Below are 20,609 nucleotides of genomic sequence, written 5' to 3' on the forward strand. Positions count from 1 at the left end.
AACATCAATACTCTTCAATAATCTTTCCTTTAAAAATCACTTTTTTATCACCCAACTTTTGTATTTTTATATTTCCATTTATAATTTCTTTAGAAATCCGATCTTCAATCATATTATTTCTAGGTGATTTATTCCAAAAATAAGCTCTTGTCATATACGCAAATAAAGTCTCGACAACTTGTGCCTTTTGTTCCTCTGAAAATCCATCAAGAATATCTTTCGGAATATTTCCTCGTTGTTGCTCTAAAAATAAATCATTATCAAAAATAAGAATTTTAAATTTTTTATATTGTTCTGCTATGAATCTATATTTTTGACAATCTACCTCTTGCGCATAATCAAACTCTGGTGTATTTTCATGAAAACTGAAGGAAACTTCCTATATGCAGACCCTGGTTGCATACGTACAAGTTCAGATATTATCTCATTCAAAATTTTATTACCACTGCCAACTTGAATAGTAATCCAAGATTCATCCCTGTTATCATCTGGAATATTAGCCAATAACGCAAATGCATATTTCTTTTCACAATGTTTTTTTAACCACAAACTTGTCGGATCATCCTTTCTATGAGAATCAATATTTTTTATTTCTCTTTCCTCAATGTTTATTTCACAAATACTTTTTCCAAAGTTTTTCAAATCTGAATCCTTAAATACGCAAATTTTATCATCAGTCATTAAATATTACCTCCATCTCTCTGCAAATAAGAAATTTAGACAAATTATATGTATTCCTTATTTCCATCTTCCATCACAACAATCTTCCCATCCACATCATAAACATAAAAATCATGCACAAATTTCGCCAATCCACATTCTTTCAATTCATCCGCAATTTGCTGCGCTTTCTCCTGTGTAATCTCTTCCTGATACAGATACCCAACATACTCTTCATACTCAAATCCTCTTTTTTCAAAGAACTCCAAAAGCTCTTTCTGCACTTCCTGCGGATTTTTTCCTGCCTGTCTGATTTTTGCTAGATCTGTATTTATTTTTATTCTGGATCTCTTTTGAATCATTTGTTTTCCTCTTTTCCTGGCTGTTTTACCTACTCTGCCGTAAAGGTTTCGTCCTTGAAAAGTTCTGCCCAGGCAACAACTTCATCTGCATCAACAATCATCCCGCCTAAGCCAAGATTTGCGTAAAAATACTTCTCAGCTTCGTTGTATCCGCCAACAGTCCATTCATATTCATCTTTTGCACTTTTCCATACCAGAAAACACCATGTGCCATCCTTTGGCAATCCTTTTTCCGAAACAAGATGCCATTTTTGTACGCTCAAATTAAAATTTATTTTCTTCCCCTCCTCTGCGTATTGAAACTTTCTTGAATAACAGTCACAAAAAATATCTACTTAGTCAAAGTGGATATTCTCAATCCGCTTCGCTACTTGCTTGATTCGGTTAAATGAGACTGTCGCGATCTGTATAAACACTAAGACTGTTTCTCTGTATCATCACAATTTTCTTACTCAAATTATGTCGCACTTTCCGTTATTCTGCAAGCGAAAACAAGAAATTTCTCTACAACTTTACCACAACACTGTTCTCATATTTTCCACCCTAAAGTATTTCTCTTCTGCCCGCCTAATTTATTCTGCATAATATTCTTCCCCTGTATCCAGGCAAATCACCGCCAGTCTTCCATTATTTCCACCTGCTCCGCAGTCAATCGCAATGTGATTATTTTTCTTAAAGATATATCCGGGTCTGCTGTTTCCAAGAATATTCTGCGTAGGGATGTGTCCGCTCACCACAGTAATGTTTTTAAAATACGCGATGTCAAAATCGGTTCTTTTCCACACAAGTTCCTCCACAGAATACTCCTCAAGCTGCCTTGATTCCGAAAAATGTTCCAGCCCTGCGTGAATCAGCCAATATTCCCCATTATTTATGATTTTCTTCCCATACGGACGAAATGCTTCTATATATTCCACTACCTGTCGACGCTCTTCCTGCGGAAGTTTCAAGAACTCCTGAATTGTGCTGATTCCGCCGTTCAACGTCCATTCTGCAAAGGACTGACGTGCCTGTGATGACAGTTTATGAAGAAATTCCTTCGAAAGTTCCGGTACCAGAAGTTTCAGACAAGGAAGAGCCATGAGCTCATGGTTGCCCATAATGGGAATGATATTAGGGTTTGCCATCATATATTTCAAGGTATTCATGGAATCCGGCCCCCGGTCGACTACGTCACCAAGTACATAGAGTATATCATCTTTTCCAAGGGGTATCTGCTCCATCAGGTTCCTGAACAGCTCATATTGTCCGTGAATATCACTCATCGCATAAATCATTTACTTTTTTCCATCTCTCTTACAAGATCACAAAGTTCTTCTTCCCAGTCGCTGATTTCCGAATACCAGATACATCCATACACACCTGGAAGTTTCATATTTCTTGAGGAACATACGATAATGTTGGTTTGATTTCCCTGCGCCTGCAGAATCTGAACTAATTTTTCTCCCGCTTCTGTGTCGCTGATGGCTCCTGACCTCATTGGAAAATGCATATCTGTGATGATCAGATTGAACGGCTCTCCTGCGTTTTCTGCATCTTTCAACATTTTCAGACCATCTTCCACATTAGACACCTGCTCAACCGATGCCACACCACAGCGATTACCTAAGATTTTTCGAATTGCATTTGCCTTATAAACACTGTCCTCGAAGTTCAGAACTTTCATATTCTACAGCCGTCCCTCTCATTTTTGTTGTTTGTGCTTTTCATACGCTCGTATCTTCTGTTCGCTTTTGTGTTCTTTCAGAACACCATTTAGATTCTATTTTCTATCTCCAAGCACCATATTGAATACATCATTATTCTGCGTGTTGTTTCTGCCGCAGAACACCGCATATTCTATCGTTTCGAAATAGGATGCATATTTTTCCTGTACACTCCGAAATGCCCGTGCTACAATTCTCGGCGGGTTGCAGAAAGCGCCGCAGCCAAACGCGCCTAAAATCAGAACTTCCGCTCCGTTTGATGCTGCCGCCTGAAAAACACGTTCCAATCTTTGCATCTGAAGTTCGTACAGTGCTTTCTCACTAATCTTAACCGGCGCATTTCCTGCAGACGGGTTCATGGCATTGCTTGGTTTCTTTCGGAGATTCGGGGCTGCACAGGTAATGATGTCTACCTGATACCAGTCTTTTTCTTCCGTTCGTTCCGGCGCAGAGGTGTCGGTCTTAAATACGACGACTCCCGGTGTATACAACAGATCATCATTATAAAGTGGATCGCCTGCTTTCCGATGCGGTTGATAGAACTGATGCCATATCGTTTTTGTATCCAGGCATGGATAAAGTGTGCTGCATCGGCAAAGACATTCTTCCTGTGCTGTGCTTCCCCGTGTTACACCGCCGCCGGGGTTGGTTGCAGAGGCGAAATTCAGGACACAGACTCGTTTTCCGGCTTTTGCGTATGCAGAGGCGGCTTCGAAGCTTCTTTTGGATGAAACAATCGTTTTGCAAGGTGATTTTCCAGATTCAGGAAGTGCAATCGCCTGAGATGGAACATACAGTTTTTGGTTCTGAATTGAAAGCTGAACTGCCTGCTGAAGCTTCTGGCTTGCTTTTATCATATCCATGGAATCCTGAAATATCGCGATATTATTACTTCTTCTATCCATTACACTTCTCCTCCCGTATTCCTATCATACAATGCTGTTCTGTTGAAAATCATACACCTTATCCTCCAGCTTCGTCCAGGCTTTTACATAGTCCGCATCGATAAAGCAGCCCCTTGCCTGTCGAAATGCACCTGGCTGCTTGCCGCCTTCCGTGGCATACAATCCTGTATCCCAGCAGCCTGCTGATAAGCTGTTGTCTTTCAGGATCAGTAAGCATACCTCGAAGTCATTTGGATAATCGCCATCCTTTATGTAGTGAAATCCGGTGAATGTAACGCGAATATTCTCTGCCATGTTTGCTGTCTTTTCTTCCATCTTTTTTCTCCTCATGGTAGGCTTTTTCTTTTGAATATTGCCATTTTATCTCATATCGAACGGAAAATGTTGACAGAAACTTGTCCGTATATAAAATTCAGGGCAATATCTCTGCCCTGAATTTTATAACAAATTGTAACTATTCAGAGCCCCATCTCGATTCCACTTACGCTGCATCTCTTCTTCCATCACACAACACTGTTTTAAATGAAATGCAATTCCATACTGCACCATTTTTTTATAGCCCTCCTGCCACAATATCTGCGTATAATTTTTATCCCGAATCTGCTCCAATGCCTTCCGGCAATCTCTTTCCAGATCTTTTTTCTCATCTGTATACTTCACTTCTATCACAATTCCTGTTTCTGCATCTCCAGTTTCAATTACAATATCGCTGAATCCTTCTCCCGATTCTCGATTGGAAGATACACGCCAGTCATTTTTATAGCTTAAGATTCCAAGCAGAATTCCATGATAGAAATTTTCTTTCAGTGATTTCCGCACAAAGGTATCGCGTACGCTGACCGTCTTCTGCAAATACAAATTCAAAAGGCTTTCCACCTCTGCTGCTTTTCCCCCAAGCAGTGCCTGGCAGAACTGTTCTGCCATTTTCCCGTCTTTTTTCACTTCCTGCTGAAACAGTGTAAGAATCCGTTCTGTTATGATATTTCGTATTTCCCGGTTTGGAATTGCAAGGCAATAGCGGCCATCGCTTTCTCTTCCGCGCTGTGTCAGGTATCCAGTCATGAAAAGTGTACTCCACAGATGATCCATGGTCGAATACAGATCATTGTAGGTAACCATTTCATCGATTTGTTTGATCACTGTTTTTCCATTTACCAGCCATTCCAGTTCTGTTTTTGTGAGCATATCCGGTTCATTGATGCTGTCGATAAAATGATGAATCACACTGTTCCCGCTTGTATTCATCCAGTAATTTTCCGGCTCGGCCTCTGGATTATGGATATGATCATTGCAGTAATTCACAACATCCCATGGACAGTACACATCTGCTTTTCCGAATCGGTATCCGTCATACCATTCTTTTACCTCGTCATATCGGTCATCCATTTCATAGTCATGCAGCATGGTCTTTACTTCTTCATCTGTAAAACCGAAGGTTTCATCAAATTCTGTATTTGTAATCGAATATACTTTGAAATTGTTCAGTCCGGTAAAGATGCTTTCTTTTGCAATTCGCAGGCAGCCCGTCAAAACGGCAAAGGCAAGACTGCTGTTTGTTTTCAGAACATTTCCGAACATATTTCGAAGCAGCAATACCATTTCATCATAATATCCATTTTCATGGGCTTTTGCCATCGGAACATCGTATTCGTCAATCAGGACAACCACTTGCTGTTCATAGTGAACTTCCAACAGTTCTGTCAGTTTCTGAAGACTGCCGGTAATGGTGTCTTCTTCCATATTTCTTGTCAGAAGTTCTGAAAAAAGTGCTTTATCAACCCGGCTCAATTTGTCACTTTCCAGAAGAAATTGAAATCTTCTTGCCTCACGATTGATTGTTTTTATGAGCTGCGCACGGGCTTTTTCATAGAAATCGGCATCAATTCCTTTTAAGCTGATGGAAATAACGGGATATTTTCCCATATATTGTTCACAAATCTCTGTATTCTTAGAAATCTTCAAGCCGCCAAAAAGTGCTGGATCCGTTCCAATTTCAAAGAAATGCTGAATCATACTCATATTCAGGGATTTTCCAAAACGGCGTGGGCGCGTAAAAAGCGTGACCTCACTTCCGTTATTTAAAATCTGTTCTACAAGGGAAGTTTTATCTACATAATAATAATTTCCATTGCGAATCTTTTTAAAGTTGTCAATCCCGGTCGGGAGTTTTGGTTTTCTCATCTTGAAACCTTCCTTTCCAACTTTTGCGGTTTTTGACACCTGCGACTGTGCTTATGTTCTGATCTCTATTTTAGCTGGTTTTATTTGCTTTGGCAATGGTTCTTATCGGTTTCTAATCTATCCAATTTTTTATGATCTTATATTGGCTCCTGTCACTAAAAAGAGCTGAATAGGAAAGCAAAATAAAGCATTAAACTTTCCTATTTAAATAATTTAGTTAAGTTATTAAATAAAATTAAAAATGTAAATTTTACCAATCTCCTAAATTTCCCTGATAATTTCCATTTGCATCATAAATATCGCCATTAGATGGATCATAATAACCATCAACTCTACCAGCTCCATCTTCAGCCCAAGTATGATTTAAATTATTATTACTGCTAGATCCGTTTTCGCTACTGCTTGAATCTCCACTAGATGAACTTGATCCACCACTGTAATCATTTCCAGAACTAGAAGATCCAGAATCATAGCTAGAACCACCAGAATAATCAGAGCTTGAGCTTCCGCCACTGTAACTATAATCATTACTGTCGTCATAGTAACTAGAACCACTTGAAGATGATCCGGAACTTTGTTCAGCAGCTTCTTCAGCAGCTTTTCTTTCTGCTTCTTCCTGAGCAGCTTTAGCAGCAACCTCTTCTTCTGCTTTCTTCTTTGCTTCCTCTTCAGCTTTCTTTTTAGCCTCTTCTTCAGCTTTTTTACGAGCTTCTTCCTCAGCTTTTTCAATAGCAGTTACTCTGTCATTGTATTTTGTTACATAATCATCAATCGTACTGTTATATTTGTCAAAGCTGTCCTGCTCAACGGTATTATAATTTTCGAAGTCATTTTTCAAGATATCTTTGAATGTCGTAAATTCGCTGGTAGCGTTTTTGAGTGCTTCCTTATCGTCCACTTTTTCAACATCATCACCAATTTTATCCGCAATTATTTTGATCGTGTCGTCATATTCGGAGACAAAGGAATTCTTCATCTGCGCAATAATTTTTTCATAGTGTGCAGAACATTCCTCATAATCGCCTTCTGTCTTTTTATACTTTTCCGCACTCTCCATCTCTTGTTTCAATGCTTCCAGTTTTTTATTTCTGTCTTCTTCTTTTTCAAATCTCTGATATTCCCCATCAATCTCACTGTTTTTTGTCTCAATTGCCTGTAAGCGAAGCTCCTCCTGATGACGGTCATACGCTTTCTTTGCAAAAACTCCGATGACACAAATGCAGACAATCGCAATACCAATTACAGCAAGCATGATGACTGTCTTTTTGTTTTTGTTCTTTGTTTCCATCTCGAAACACTCCTCCTTTTTCTTTCTGTTTCCCGAAAAATCCATGTTTTCTATGTTCTTTTCCATATTTTTATTGATTTTTCGTTACTCATTTTTTCATCACATTCATTATATCACAGCTCGTTTTTCTTTACTATTTCTTTTTATGTAATTTCCAAAAAATCCTCACTCTTTGATTTCACAAGATTTTAAAATAACACTTTCCTTCCATCTTGTCTTACGTGATGTTGAAATACCCCAGAACACAGTTCATCTCTTCCTGCCCTCCGGGGTACCTCTTAATCTAATTCAGCCACTTTAAAGCTCTTCAAAATGCGAATCACCTGTTCTTCTTCTTTTTCTGTAAATGTACCGTCTGGTGCTTCTGCGATAAATGCAACTGGTGTCGGATAGTCAAAAGAAAATTCGTCTACGTCCCCAGCCTGACCTGCAAATTCAATCTCGCCAAGACGGGATGTCGGTATCACTGCGAACAACGTGCTGTCTACAGGAACATAATCATCATCAATGCCAGCCATCATCTCGCCTGTGATATGTACTCGTGCTACCATAAATTCGCCAAGATCTGAACAGTCACGATCGGTTCCCCATGGATATCCAGGCACGAAATTAGAAGTGTCTGCCTGTGAAACCTGTGCCTTCAGCATATCACGCGAATAGCCGCCAAGCGCGCCTTGGCAGTACCAAAACGAAACGGTAACACCTCTCTCGTTTGTCAGAACAACGTTTTCTCTGACCGCATCCATGGAACCGCCAACTTCCTCCGTCTGAATTTCCCAGCCTTTTGGGATTTCAAACTGGAATGCCGTGCTGTCACACTGATTTACTTCTCCATACCGTGTAACATAGATATCTCCCTGCTCTCCAGTTTCCGTCCATTCCATATCCTTCTGCCAGTCTGCACTTGACTCCCAGTGTTTTGACCAGATTGGATCAAAGGTCCGGTCAAAAAGATCTGTTTCCTGCATTTTTTTATCAATGACCGGGATATCAACACTGCTTTTCCTTTGATTCTCGGGCTGATGGAAAGCTCCAGTGAGCCCGCATATCCACCCAGGTCGTCCTTCACGGATACCTTTGCCTGGCCTTCTGCTTTTCCAACTGCTCCGCCGGAAAGATTCAGGCCAGCGCTGTCATATAATTTTGCGCTCAGCCGGATGTCAATGTATGCTTCCAGCCTTCCGTTCACCTCAACCGTACTCCACTCAAGTCCGTCTGAATTCAGATTTCCTTCTTTGACTTCTTCTACTTTGCCTGTTCTGCTGTCATACTGGAATCCCAGGGTGCTGTCGGCTGTTGCACCGTAAGAGCTGTGAATGCCGCCCTCCAGACTTCCCGCTGCCCCGACAACGGCTTCCATATGATTTGTAATAACAATCGGTACAATACCGGCGTTGAACTCGATATTCGGCAGTTTTCGTTCGTAAACGGTTTTTTCCTTTTCAAATTCTTTCTCGCTGTTTGCGCCGCATTCCAGGGAAATACCGGCTTTGCTCCTTACTGCAATTCCACACTGGACTTCACCGTCTTCGATATCAATCTGAAGTTCCAGCCAGCATCCCCATCCTGCCTCTCCTGAAAACTGAACGGGTTCTTCTTCAACATTGATTGAGACACTGTAATCGTAATCACTGTTTTCTTCCTCTGTCTCTTCTTCCGATTCATCTTCGGACAGTCTTTTAATAATATAAGCGCTGTTATTTCCTGTTTCACTTGCACCATCCTCCGTCAGCCGGAACTGTTTGATAATATGTGCCTTTTCGAATACATCCAGCAGGGTCGCCGGCTCTGTTTCTACCCGGTAACCCTGATTCGTTTTTTCTATCTGCACTACTTTTCGAATAAATCCAGAAGGCGCTGCACTGATTTCTCCCGCAACAAGAACATCTCCGGTCTGGTAACCAGGATCTTTTTCAAAGGTGAGACTGTTGTCAGAAACTTCCGTTGGCTGATCTTCTGATTTCATCTCATTGGTAATCACCTTTACATTGTCTTTTACAATGATGTCAGGATCATCCGTACTGTTTTCTGCTGTGCTCTCATCCGATGTGCTGTTTTCCGATACACTTGTATTCTGTTCTTCCGGATTCTGTTCCGGCTTTGTACTCTTCTGTGTATTTTGAGCTGCAAAAATTCCAAACAGAATCAATGCCAGAATGATTGTGCCTGCCAATACTGCGCGGATCCATTTTTTCATCTGTACCTGCTCCTTATTCTGCCTGTCAAAGCGGATATTCGCAATCCGCTTCGCCACTTACTTGATTCGTTTAAAATGTGGTGCATCAGATTTACTGATTCACCACATTTTAAACTTCTTTGTATTACGGAGTTACCGTTTCATCTTCTGCCACGTTTTCATCATCTGGCTCTGATTCTGATTTGGATACTGCTTCACCAGGTTCTGCTACTTCCGACTCCGAAATCACGCTCTCTGCAGTTGTTTCCGGTAATGGAGTTTCCTCAACAACCACTTTCTGCTCTGGCTGTTTTTTGTTTCGTACCTTTCCAGCGTACATTTCAATCTCTTCTGTGTCATCCACATCATCCATTTCCTGATCAATTCCACCGATGGTGTATGGGTCATTCTGATATTCAAGCGTGTTTACAGATTTAATGGTTTTGGTCGCTCCATCGAAATCAAAAACATGCCATAAGGTTCCTGGCTGATTTGTCGGAATCGTGTATGTTGCAATGTTTTTGCCTTCGAGATAAACCTGAACTTTTGCTCCAGAAAGAGACATTTCATTGGCCACTTCACTGTAACTGTTGGTATAATCGTGTACGAAATAGCTGAACTTTTCGTCTGCTTTTACGTTACGTACTGTAATGGTTTCCGGACCATAACTACTTGTATCATCTACGTCTAAGTTTCCAACAGAATTTCCTTCGAAATCTGTCTGTCCGAACCAGATATGATACGGTTTGTCCGACGAGTAGCATGCAAGATGAGAATCCAGATCCCACGGCTCTTCGCCCCAGGTTAATACGATGCGGAGTTCTCCTGCGGTTTCACCGTTCCCATCTCCCGGTACAAGAACAATATTTGCTGTTTCAATCTGGTCTCCCGCTACTGTGATATTTTTGTAATTCGTCACATAGCCTTCTTTGCTGATTTCAAGCGTATAATTTCCATTTTCCATTGAAAGAGTATAGTCTGCATTTTCAAATACTCCTTCTGTCACAGCATCACCCGTTTGATTGTTCCAGCCTTTGCGTACAATGTAGGCTGTTTCTGTAATACCATCTCCCGTGACTGCATCGGTTATCGTTCCCTCTACAGAACCTGTATTAAAATCATCATGGCGCTCCACCATATAGATATCTTCTACATATCTGATTTCACTGTTCTGAACCAGAACTTCCGCAACCTTGTACGTCTGATAAGACGTTGCGGATACTGTAATTTCATAAGTTCCATCCTGCAGATTTTTGGTGCTGTACTTGCCAAACACATCGGTATAGAGAATTCTTTCTGTTTCTGTTCCTTCCTCTCTCCAGACTCCAGCTCCTCCTGAAAAAACAGCAATTTCATTTTCTTCTGTTTCAAGGTTCCAGGCTCCATGGCTTCCGCCTCCACTGCCGCCTCCGGCTACGCTGTTTCCACCATTGCCGCTGCCTGCTCTGACTTTTCTGGAAATTCTGACTCTCGCGTTTTCTATCGGCAAACGTGTTTTGCTCGAGTAAACATATCCTGTGATACCGCCGCTGGCGTACGTACATTTTTCAACGCGGACTCCATTTTCCTTATGCATTTTTATTCTCAAGTTGTTGTTTTCATCATTTTGAAGCGGTTTGAATTCCAGATCAAAATCGAAATATTTCTTCAATACATCTCCAAGCAGGGAATCTGTATCGAGTCCATTTGTTGAGTATGGATATACCTTGATATCCTCGCATGCAAGACTTCCATTTTCTAAATCATGGTATGCAAATTCTGCCTCAACGCCTAAGCCTAAATCTGCATAATAGCCTGCTAAATCAAAAACACTGTACAAAGTCAACAGACCTTTTATGCCAATACCGCCTTCCATATTTCCCTTTACCTCAAGGGTATCAACACCATGATGAAAATCGAAAATGCCTCTCCATGTTCCATCTTTATATTCAAATCCCTGTGTTGATTCAACGCTATATGAAATATGTAAGGATCCATCTGCTTTGTATGAACAGAAAAGTACAACATCAAAGGTAAAACCGGTAGCCCCTATTGTAATTGGAAAACGCATTAATTCTACCTGACCACTGTCAGCAAATTCTTTTTCCGCCGTAATATCTTCATTTGCATTTTCCGTGACAGCAAGTTTAAGTTCATTTACCGAAACACCATTTACTCCAACGTCAACATTTACAACGCACAGAATTTCAGGAATTTCAAAATCAATTTTTCCTTTTCCTTCATCATTCGAACCAATATTAAATTCAAAATTCTTTTCGTAGCCAACATCAATAACACCACCTGCTCCTATATTAGCCTGTGTTGCAATTCCGTATTCATCCGTGTCAGCAGCTCCTCCGATAAGTGCTGTACCGCCTCCGACAAAATCAATTTTGCTGACCACTTCCCATAATTCTGGCTTTATGCATGTCAGAATCAGTTTCTCGCCATCCTCTGTTACCGTAGTTGCTTTGAGCGCGATACCTGAAATATAAACTTCATTCGCAGGAGGATCATAACACTTCCTTCTCCGATTTTTTCTGTCTCGGTTGTTTTCGGAAGTGTAACTGTATAGGTTCCATCCGCATTCTCTACAACTGTATAATCTGTGATATTTTCCAGTTCTTTTTTCAATACACCATCTACGTACTGTGTATTATCATGCGGCTCTTCACCAATTGTTGTGTCTTCCTGTCTGATTTCATCAATTTCACAGAAAATCGATTTAACATCTTTCTTGGAAAGCAACGCATGCGGCTGGAACTGGTTTTCTGTATTTAATTCCAGAAATCCTTTCCCTACTGCAATTGCTGCTTCATTTTGATATGTAATACTATCCCAATCTGTCCAACTGTTCGTATCATACGAATGTATTCCATTGAATCCCATTGCATGTACTGCCGTATAAGCCGCAAATTCGCGTGTTGCCGGTTCATCTGGATAGAAAAACGGGATATCCTGCTCCAGATCTTCGATATCCGGTGGCGGCAGGATTCCATATTTCTCTGCGATTTCGATTGCTGCTTCATACGCATTTCCTGCCGTATCCGCATAATAATGGTTTAAGGAATCCGGATCTGTATCCAGGTTCATTTCAACCTTTTCAGCGAGCATCTGCACCCACTCACCGCGTGTATATGTTTTGGTGTCGTCCGATGGATCATCTGACTTCACGTAGATATATTCAACTTTTGCTTTCAGCTCCACGGTAGTCTGATCCACAAGAATATTCTTGGAAAGCTCCATGACCTTTCCTATGTTTACACTTTGTGCTTCTGCTCTTGCCCGTTCCGGAAATACGCCTGCAACGGTGCTTCCCGTCATAATCAGGCACAGAAACCACGCCAACATTTTATTTCTTCTGTTTTTTTTCTTTAGTGCAACAACAACGGCTGCTCCTGCCAGCACCAGCAGTACAACCCAAACAATAATTTTGGTGTTGTCACCCATTTTCGGTGCAGATTTCAGTTTCTCAGCCTTTAAGGACTGGCCATTTTGCTTTGCGTTTCCAGTTCCCTGATCTTTTGTTAATGTCGTTCCGGAATCCTTGCTGCCCGTTGTCGTACCAGGATTTTTCGTGTCATTTGCTACGTTTCCATTTCCTGGCTTTTCATTATCTGTCGGATTCTTTTTGTCATCTCCAGAAGGATTTTCCTTATTTTCATCATCCTTCTTGTCATCTGATGCTTTTACCGTACAAACCGTTGTCAACGTAACGGTTTCTCCAGCCTGCAGAGATTCCATCTTTTTTGTTGTCTCCGCATTTTCGGCCAGCACAAAATTTTCCGGCAAAATATTTTCCAGTGACAGATTCGTTACTGCTGTATCATTTGTATTGGTTACAGTTAAAGTAACTTTGATTTCTTCACCCTGCTGGTAAGTTTCTTTGTCTGTTGTCAAGGCTGCTTCGATTCCATCCTGAAGCAGCGATGCTGCAAGAGCAGGCTGTGTCATCATTCCGGTGCATAAAAGCAGTGCCAGAAAGACAACTTGTAATTTCTTCCACACTTTCATACGTCTTCTCCCTCGTAAATGTAAAATTTCGATCCTTTTTCTCTGAATATCTGCCGCTTATGCTGTCTTCAGGATCCCTGGCGCCTTCCGTCAATGGAAAGGCGGCTTTTCTTGCTCTGCATCCAATCATTAGCTGAGCAGAGCAATGAATAGTTCATTTTCCTCCTTCTTCTGTTGTATTTCTTTTAGTGTAATACATCCTCCCTTTATTTGCAATATATTTTGTATTGCGTTTTGCAATGCATATTTCATCGTTATTATGCAATACAATAAAACAGACTGGGATTCCAGTACTCTTTAAAATCAGAATACAGCCAGAAAAAAGCGCACTGAAATAAGCTGTCCCCAAAACAGCTTTTTCTTCATTTTTCGATTTCGCAGATTCGAAAAATTTATTTTTTGTCGAACCTTTTTTGAAACACCTTTGTTATGTTTTATGCTGCCCGTAGTTTCCACATAAGATCCGGAAGCATGCTCCGTTCTTATATTCTCCGGCAGCAGAATGGAGTTTGATATGGCATTTCAGTTAAAAGGCAACCGCAAGGAAACGGAAAACAAAACCATCCGTTTCCCCATTCACCTGATCGATCAGATCGAACAGGCAATTTCCGATTCTGACCAGGACATTACCTTTTCCAGTTTTGTGATTCAGGCGTGTGAGTATGCGCTGGATCACATGGACGCCCCGTCAGAAGAACACAATTAACTTTTATTTTTTTCAAAGCAGATTTTTATGGTTCGACGTGCATTTTCTGGCTGTTCTCTGCTTCTATTTTATCTTACCATGCTTCTTATTTTTTCTAGGACAAGATCCTGTCCTAACTCAACTCCACAACCTCATCATACAGACACACAAACACCTCTTCCACTTCCGCATCTTCATGAAAGTGTCCGAAATACCATTTCTGAAATTCTGTCTCATCCGCCACGCGCTGCAGGTACTGGCGAAGTTCCACCTCATCGTCAGACAGCTCTCCATACCCCATTGCCGCGCTACATCTCTTGGGGCTGTGTGGGTCAGTATGTAGTCCACCTGGAAATCTTCTTTTTCCAGATTTTTCCATCCTTCTTCGTACTCTTCCCGTGACGGAATTTCTTCCGGGAACCACGAAATTCCCTCCGCGCGGGACATTTTGTCGATGCTGTAAGCACCTCCGAAGGTAAAGAATTTCAGCCCGTCAATCGTAAAGATCTGGCCGCGCATCAGATGGATCATATTGTCCTCAATGATATGCACCTTTCCGCCGTTCCACTGCTCCACGGCGTAGGAATTCAGCTGTTCGAAGTTCTCATGATTTCCGTCGATAAACAGTGTCGTCACCGGCAGACTTCGGAAAACGGCTCTCGTATTCGCTTCGTATGCTGCGGAAAAGCCACAGATGCCGACATCTCCGCAGATGATCAGATAGTCATCCCGGGTGTACTCGTCTTCGTGCTCGTTAAAATAGCGTACAACTTTTTCAATATCAAAGGTGCCATGGGTATCGCCTGTAATGACAATGCTCATTCTCAGCGTCTCCTCTCGTGTTCTCTGTTTCTGTTCTCTAAAGTATCGCAAAACATCATCCGCAAATTCTGTCCGCTTTCTCTGCCGCTGCTATCGCTTCTTGCAGAGACACAGACTACGCCGCACTATTCCCGAAAATAAAACACTTCTCCCCGTGCCCGGAACGGCAGCCGGTTTCCTCTCGGAAGCAGAAATGCATGCTCTCGTCTTACCTTCAGGTCATTCTCAATCTCCCCGTCCGTAATAATCAGAATCGGCCCGTCCTTTGGAAAATCGTTCGCCTGTTCCAGACAATCCACGCCCGGCTGCAGTATGGTTCCTCCTCGTCCCGTGACTTTTACCCGGCCGGCAATATCTTCCGGTGCCAGATATCCCGCATCCGTCGCTTTGGCATCGCAGAAAATGATTCTCACAAACGGAACATCTTTCGCCGCGGCATAGCTGGCGATGGAGCCGAGTGCCATACCGATCTGTTTTGCACTCATGGAACCGGACGTGTCCACGACCACACCGAAGGTCCGGCTCTCCAGATCCTGCTCGTAATACGCATATCCTGGCCTTGGAATATCCGGCGTGGCACCCTGCCGTCTGCTCGGCCGCGCATAGGTGCGGTGTTTTTCCAGCGGTGGAAACTGTACGTCAAACCACTTCGCCAGCGCGGCATCCCAGGGAATGACCGGCATTGCAAGCGCCCTGATTTCCTGCACCAGCCCGGCCGGCAGGAAACCACGATTGTGCTCCTGATGGTAATCCAATCCCTCCCGCAGTGCGTTTTTCAGCAGTTCATCCAGGCTGACTCCGTTTTCTCTTCCAGTAAAATGCGGTCTGTTTCCGTTAAACATATCACCTCTGCCAAAGCCCCGGAAGGTGTTTAGTTTTTTGTACTTTCGGATCTCTTTCACGATCAGATCATAGATACTTTCTGCCGATTTGTTGTGAAGTGTTTCATCATACAACAGCCCATCCGGCGGCATTCTGCCGATCTCCATTTCGTGCAGCCAGTCGTTGATGACGTAGTCGCAGGCGATGTTCCACAGAAAGAAGTCACGCCCATTGCACCGTTTCTGGTGCTGCAGTCCGGCATGGAGATATTCATGCGCGAGAACAAAAATCCACTCTTCCTCCGAAAATCCGCACGACGGATTGGCATAAATGATTCCCTGTTCTGCGTCAACCGCTGCAATATGGATTTCATACCGATGGCACATTTCAATGTCCTCCACAATTTTAAATGTAGCTGCAAGACCTCCGAGCAGCGGATAATGGGACAGGAACCATTCTGCTGCTCTGGAAATGACGGTATTCTTTTTCGTTTTAAGATCGTATCCTCCCGCATCGCAGAGTGCAGATTTGATGGAATGAGTGACTGCATAGGAAAATTTTTCAGCATATGCATTTCTTTCTCCCTTTTTATAAACGATCGGCCGTTCTACCCCGATCATATCCTTTAATTTTTCAGAGTTTGTCCCGCAGATCTGCGCACCATTATCCTGGTGCTTCAACAGATATTCATAAATTTTCTGCTCGCTGTTCAGTTTGATCGGATATGCTTCCGCCGGATCTGCGCAGATCGGCTCGCCGAGGCGGATGTCATAAAGGAATCTGGTAATGTAGATATCACAGGCTTTGTTCCAGAGTGCCGGGACAAATTCGCAGTCGGAAGGGATGCTCGCTTTGTCAAAGTGGCCGAACGCCAGGTGCAGAAGGTTGTGTGCCATCACATAGCACCATTGTTCCGGCGACAGGTTCGCCCGCATGTTGACGTAGATATTTCCATCTTTCGTAACACAGGCCAGACTTCCTTTTGCATTCAGATGGGAGGGCTTTGCAGTGATGTACCCATCCAGTTGATGGAACAGTGTATTTTTTTCCAGCAAACCAAAGCCGGCCTCCACTCTGCGGTACCCGGCCGGCTTTTCTTCTTCGCGGTAATACCTGCTTCGAACGTATGGCATCCTTTTCTCCTTCCTTTTTTCATCCGACGAGCCGCGGCAGATCACGGATGATTTCCATCATAAACCAGTCCGGCAGTGCCTCCGCTCCATCAGCTGCGACGGTCATCTGGGCGATTTCGAAATTGATGACTGCGAGTTCTTTGATCATGCCCTTGGCGCGGTACGCAAAGGAAAGCATGCCGCCGGAAATTCCCTGTTTGCTTTTCGGCAGTTCTGCAAGCAGTCTGGCGCGGAAGGACTGTGCGAGAAAATACAGCACATCCCGGTTTTCCGGCTTGTCCGGCCATTTTGCTTTCTGCGCGATAATGTCATCCAGGAGATGTGTGTTGCGCAGTGTTTTTGTGTAAGCAAGAAACATCCCCGCATGCTGTTCCAAGAGGCAGGCGTACGCCATCATTTTTAATGTTTCCTGCGAAATATCCTGCTCCCCGGCCCGGTATTCCTTCAACGCATCGCTCAGCATGTGCCAGGAACGCGGGGTGGAAAACGGTTCTTCGGTTTTCGGCGGTTCGGAAAAGAGGTGATCCGGCCGCTGGATGATATAGTCAATGACCCACGGATGGAGTCCTTCTGCCTGCGCCCACTTGATCCACTGTCCTGCATCCGCTTTCAGCTGCACATGGAACATACGGTTTAAAAGGGCGGACGACATCGTTTTTACGATCGCGCTGTCCTCGGCACGGTTTCCTGCTCCGATCACAATGCTTCCCTCCGGAAGATGGTATTCTCCGATCCGCCGCTCATGGATCAGAGAATAGAAGGCTTTCTGCACTTCCTGCGTACAGGCGTTGAGTTCGTCCAGGAACAGGACATATGGCTCTTTTCTGGCGATCATTTTCGGCGGAAGGAATTCCGATGTCTCGCCCCGGATCTGCGGAATGCCAATGATATCCTCTGGCGCGAGCTGGCTTCCGAGGAGCGACACGCACGGCAGGCCGACTTCGTCTGCGAATTTTTCCACTAACGCGGATTTTCCGATGCCGGGTGCACCCCAGATAAAGACCGGCCGTACCGGCGCAACCTGAAGCAAAACTTCTAATAATTCATCCTGTGTTACACTAACTGGTAAATGCATCTGATCTACTCCCTTCTGTTCGGATCCTGTTTCTTTGTCAAAGCGGATATCCGCAAGCCGCTTCACTCCTTGCTTGATTCGGTTCAATCACTTTTTCCGCCCTGCCGTGATTTTGCTGTGCTGCATTACAATATTTCTCACTATATTTCTCTGTATTTTCCCGTTTCACTGTCATATTCCAGCACCGGAATTTTTCCGCTCCGCCAAGTGGTTCCATCGAGATAATAGTGACTCTGACCGTCGTGCCAGATACCGTCATATGTCCTGTTTCCGCTGATTTTTGCCGTGGAAATGTGGCCCGCAATCACATCCTTATGGAATGCTCCACGACTTACTGTTCTTTTTCCAACCATCAGCTCCCTGCTGGTCACGCACAGCCAGTCTTTTTCGCCCCATTCGGCAATTCCGGCGTGCACCAGAATCTGGCGCTCTGTTTCATAAAAATAAGGAAGATGGCACATCCAGGTAATCAGTTCCCACGCATCTTCGAGCATCAGCCGTACTGCTTCTGCATTTCTGGAATCCTCTGAGAGGTGTGCTTCTTTTTCCAGAAACTCTTGAAAATGTTCTTCTTTCAGAAAGCTGTGCAGCGTTTCATAGTCTCCATCTGCATCCGATGCCAGCCATTCCCGGCTGCGATATTGCTCCACACTGCCGATATGCCGGTTGACATCCGCATATTCTTCCAGCCAGTCCAGCAGTGCTTTTTCATGGTTTCCCATCAGGGCAATGACTTTTTCCGAACCATATTTTTCCTGCAATGCCCTGACTTTTTCCAGCACCGCCCGGCCATCTGGCCCATAATCTATGTAATCGCCCAGCAGAATCAGCTGGTTCTTCCCCGAAAGGTCTGTCTTTTTCAGAGCTGCCTCGAACGCCTCCAGAAATCCGTGAATATCTGACATCATATATCGCTTCATTGCTTTTCCTCTGTTTGTTTATACATAGAAAGTTTCTTTCGTTTCCAGGCAAAGGCATCCCAGTCTTCCATTCTCAAAGCCGCAGCCACAATCACACAGATAGACGTTTCCTTTTTTATTTTTCCAGATGGATCCATTTCCCATGTTCTGATGGCCGCAAACGGAAATATATCCATGCACTCCCTCATGAAGAAAAACCTTGTACCACAAATCCCCCATCAGATAATAGTTGTCCAGTTTCCATTTTCCCGGTTCTGCCGTACAGGCATGGGCAATCAGATACGGCTGACTGTCTACCTCGATTTCCACCTGTACCGGCCAGGAAAGGATGCGCTCTGCGAGCTGCTTTAAATCAACTTCCGTCAGGCGTTCCTGTAAAAGATGGAAGGAATTGTACGGATACGGCTGCAGGAGGGCGCGGTCTCTCTCATCCATCCCGTAATAGCGGAAAATGTAATTTGCAAGCCAATGATCGTGGTTGCCGCGGATCACAGTACATTTTTCCCCCAGCTTCAATACCTGAAAATACACGCCCGCCGGGTCTGGATGATCCATGCAGCGGTCAAACAAATCACCAAGCAGATACAGGTGATCGTCCTCTTTGAGATCCATTTTTTCCAGCAATTTCATGAACCGCCAGCTGTCGTTATGTATATCAGTAATAATATAGTGCATCCAAAATCTCCTTTTCTTTCGCAGCTTTCGTGTCTGTTCCTGTAATCATCAAAGCTTCCGTAATCCGCTCATTTTTTCCAAAACGGCTTTCCTGCTTGTGTTTTGGCATGTCCTGTTTCAAAAAGCTTCCCGCTTGTTCTGCTGGTTCCGGATTTCGGTCTTCTGATACTGGCATCATGGAACGTCTAAAATCTTTCACCCATTGTTGTCCGAACTGTAAAACTCTTCCCCCGTTTCCAGACAGATTGCCGCCAGCCTCCCTCCCGGGAAGCATGCGCCGCAGTCGATGGCGATGTGGTGATATTTTTTATAAATATACCCGGGATTATCATTTTCCGGAATCGTCTGCGTCGGTGTATGTCCTGTTACCAGATTTGTATCCGCAAAGTATTCCTTCTGATAATCTGGTCTGGCCCATACAAGATCGTGCAGGGAATATTCCTCGATCCTCTTTTCCGGTGTGAATCCCCCCAGCCCTCCATGCACCAGCAGATACTGTTTTTCTCCCACTGTAAGCTCCTCATACAGACTGAAATCCTCCAGAAAATTCAGTACTTCCTCCCGCATCTCGGGATCCAGCGCCCGAAATTCCCGGATCGTAGCATCACCGCCGTTATACTTCCAGAGAACAAGATTGTCCAGCAGTTCAGCATCCACTTCCTCGATGGCAAGATCTGTGATTTCCTGACAGAGAAACCGCAGACATTCCAGCGCCATCACCTCATGGTTCCCCACGATACAGAACGCATTCGGCATTTCCATCAGCTTCAATATTACCTTAATCGGATGCTCACCCCGGTCTAAAACATCACCCAGAACATAGAGCGTATCTGTATCTTTCAACTCGATTTCTTCCAGCAGCTCCATAAATCTCTCATACTCACCATGAATATCCGAAATAACGTAAGTAGCCATAAACAGAATCCTCCCTTTTTCATCCATACGAATCTGCATACGTTCTCCATTACCAGCTTATCTTACCATACTTCCTGTTTTTTACCGGACAAACTCTTGTCCCTCCTCTTTTTTCATAATGTACACTCTAGAGCGTGTCTGAAAAAGGCTTTTCGTAAGCTGCGAGTCCCAGTTTGTGGAAATGATTTTTCAGACACGCTCTAATACATCTTCTATTGAACTTTCCTTCATGCGAAATCCCTTTTTCTTGATACTATACCACATCTATTTTTTTCTTCATTGAACTACAAG

Annotated in this window: 22 protein-coding genes; 1 reads left to right on the plus strand and 21 read right to left on the minus strand. The window is 43.5% G+C overall.

From position 1 onward, the window contains the following. Nucleotides 1-4 precede the first annotated feature (4 nt). The 14 genes from DWZ60_RS17225 to DWZ60_RS03905 form a co-directional block, all read right to left on the minus strand. Nucleotides 5-154 (minus strand): hypothetical protein, encoded by a 150-nt coding sequence (locus tag DWZ60_RS17225; protein WP_158576300.1) that lies wholly within the window; start codon nucleotides 152-154, stop codon nucleotides 5-7. Nucleotides 155-321: 167 nt separating this feature from the next. Continuing rightward, a complete protein-coding gene (locus DWZ60_RS03845; protein WP_119221262.1) occupies nucleotides 322-681 on the minus strand; it encodes a hypothetical protein in 360 nt (119 codons plus the stop codon). Nucleotides 682-725: 44 nt separating this feature from the next. Further along, the gene (locus tag DWZ60_RS03850; RefSeq protein WP_119221263.1) at nucleotides 726-1,022 is read right to left on the minus strand and encodes a hypothetical protein; all 297 of its coding nucleotides are present in this window, start codon (nucleotides 1,020-1,022) and stop codon (nucleotides 726-728) included. 29 nt (nucleotides 1,023-1,051) lie between these two features. Beyond that, on the minus strand, nucleotides 1,052-1,285 hold the full coding sequence (locus tag DWZ60_RS03855; protein ID WP_055266261.1) for a hypothetical protein: 234 nt from the start codon (nucleotides 1,283-1,285) through the stop codon (nucleotides 1,052-1,054). Nucleotides 1,286-1,594: 309 nt separating this feature from the next. Then, a complete protein-coding gene (locus DWZ60_RS03860; protein WP_119221264.1) occupies nucleotides 1,595-2,299 on the minus strand; it encodes a metallophosphoesterase in 705 nt (234 codons plus the stop codon). After that, nucleotides 2,296-2,688, minus strand: coding sequence for a response regulator (locus DWZ60_RS03865; RefSeq protein ID WP_055228083.1), 393 nt, complete (start codon nucleotides 2,686-2,688; stop codon nucleotides 2,296-2,298). Before DWZ60_RS03865 ends, DWZ60_RS03860 begins: the two co-directional genes overlap by 4 nt. 96 nt (nucleotides 2,689-2,784) lie before the next feature. Then, nucleotides 2,785-3,633, minus strand: a complete 849-nt coding sequence (locus DWZ60_RS03870) for a TIGR02452 family protein (protein ID WP_119221265.1) — start codon at nucleotides 3,631-3,633, stop codon at nucleotides 2,785-2,787. A 24-nt stretch (nucleotides 3,634-3,657) separates the two neighbouring features. Further along, nucleotides 3,658-3,948 (minus strand): hypothetical protein, encoded by a 291-nt coding sequence (locus DWZ60_RS03875; protein WP_055228085.1) that lies wholly within the window; start codon nucleotides 3,946-3,948, stop codon nucleotides 3,658-3,660. 123 nt (nucleotides 3,949-4,071) lie between these two features. Then, nucleotides 4,072-5,814 (minus strand): AAA family ATPase, encoded by a 1,743-nt coding sequence (locus DWZ60_RS03880; RefSeq protein ID WP_119221266.1) that lies wholly within the window; start codon nucleotides 5,812-5,814, stop codon nucleotides 4,072-4,074. Nucleotides 5,815-6,064: 250 nt separating this feature from the next. Then, entirely contained in the window at nucleotides 6,065-7,102 is a 1,038-nt protein-coding gene (locus DWZ60_RS03885) for a hypothetical protein (RefSeq protein WP_147397718.1), read from the minus strand. 278 nt (nucleotides 7,103-7,380) lie between these two features. Then, nucleotides 7,381-7,986: a hypothetical protein gene (locus DWZ60_RS03890; protein ID WP_119221268.1), complete on the minus strand. Its 606-nt coding sequence runs from the start codon at nucleotides 7,984-7,986 to the stop codon at nucleotides 7,381-7,383. Then, the gene (locus DWZ60_RS03895; protein WP_119221269.1) at nucleotides 7,926-9,299 is read right to left on the minus strand and encodes a hypothetical protein; all 1,374 of its coding nucleotides are present in this window, start codon (nucleotides 9,297-9,299) and stop codon (nucleotides 7,926-7,928) included. Before DWZ60_RS03895 ends, DWZ60_RS03890 begins: the two co-directional genes overlap by 61 nt. A gap of 124 nt (nucleotides 9,300-9,423) precedes the next feature. Beyond that, nucleotides 9,424-11,661 (minus strand): PEGA domain-containing protein, encoded by a 2,238-nt coding sequence (locus tag DWZ60_RS03900; RefSeq protein ID WP_119221270.1) that lies wholly within the window; start codon nucleotides 11,659-11,661, stop codon nucleotides 9,424-9,426. Between the two features lie 53 nt (nucleotides 11,662-11,714). Continuing rightward, nucleotides 11,715-13,271: an NEW3 domain-containing protein gene (locus DWZ60_RS03905; RefSeq protein ID WP_119221271.1), complete on the minus strand. Its 1,557-nt coding sequence runs from the start codon at nucleotides 13,269-13,271 to the stop codon at nucleotides 11,715-11,717. 514 nt (nucleotides 13,272-13,785) lie between these two features. Here DWZ60_RS03905 and DWZ60_RS03910 point away from each other — a divergent pair. After that, entirely contained in the window at nucleotides 13,786-13,977 is a 192-nt protein-coding gene (locus DWZ60_RS03910) for a YlcI/YnfO family protein (RefSeq protein ID WP_055220177.1), read from the plus strand. Between the two features lie 117 nt (nucleotides 13,978-14,094). Here the strand turns inward: DWZ60_RS03910 and DWZ60_RS03915 are convergent, their stop codons facing one another. The 7 genes from DWZ60_RS03915 to DWZ60_RS21075 form a co-directional block, all read right to left on the minus strand. Further along, complete coding sequence (locus tag DWZ60_RS03915) at nucleotides 14,095-14,778, minus strand: metallophosphoesterase family protein (RefSeq protein ID WP_119221272.1); 684 nt, start codon at nucleotides 14,776-14,778, stop codon at nucleotides 14,095-14,097. A gap of 125 nt (nucleotides 14,779-14,903) precedes the next feature. Beyond that, the gene (locus DWZ60_RS03920) at nucleotides 14,904-16,733 is read right to left on the minus strand and encodes a vWA domain-containing protein (RefSeq protein ID WP_118594831.1); all 1,830 of its coding nucleotides are present in this window, start codon (nucleotides 16,731-16,733) and stop codon (nucleotides 14,904-14,906) included. 19 nt (nucleotides 16,734-16,752) lie between these two features. Beyond that, nucleotides 16,753-17,895, minus strand: a complete 1,143-nt coding sequence (locus DWZ60_RS03925) for an AAA family ATPase (protein ID WP_243038198.1) — start codon at nucleotides 17,893-17,895, stop codon at nucleotides 16,753-16,755. Between the two features lie 53 nt (nucleotides 17,896-17,948). Continuing rightward, a complete protein-coding gene (locus DWZ60_RS03930; protein ID WP_119221273.1) occupies nucleotides 17,949-18,728 on the minus strand; it encodes a metallophosphoesterase in 780 nt (259 codons plus the stop codon). Nucleotides 18,729-18,746: 18 nt separating this feature from the next. Continuing rightward, entirely contained in the window at nucleotides 18,747-19,403 is a 657-nt protein-coding gene (locus tag DWZ60_RS03935) for a metallophosphoesterase (protein WP_119221274.1), read from the minus strand. A gap of 195 nt (nucleotides 19,404-19,598) precedes the next feature. After that, nucleotides 19,599-20,318, minus strand: coding sequence for a metallophosphoesterase (locus DWZ60_RS03945; RefSeq protein ID WP_055220179.1), 720 nt, complete (start codon nucleotides 20,316-20,318; stop codon nucleotides 19,599-19,601). An 81-nt stretch (nucleotides 20,319-20,399) separates the two neighbouring features. Continuing rightward, a complete protein-coding gene (locus tag DWZ60_RS21075; RefSeq protein ID WP_373141734.1) occupies nucleotides 20,400-20,504 on the minus strand; it encodes a DUF6783 domain-containing protein in 105 nt (34 codons plus the stop codon). Nucleotides 20,505-20,609: the final 105 nt, after the last annotated feature.

The organism is Blautia sp. AF34-10, assembly GCF_003477865.1.
GTDB lineage: Bacteria > Bacillota > Clostridia > Lachnospirales > Lachnospiraceae > Fusicatenibacter > Fusicatenibacter saccharivorans.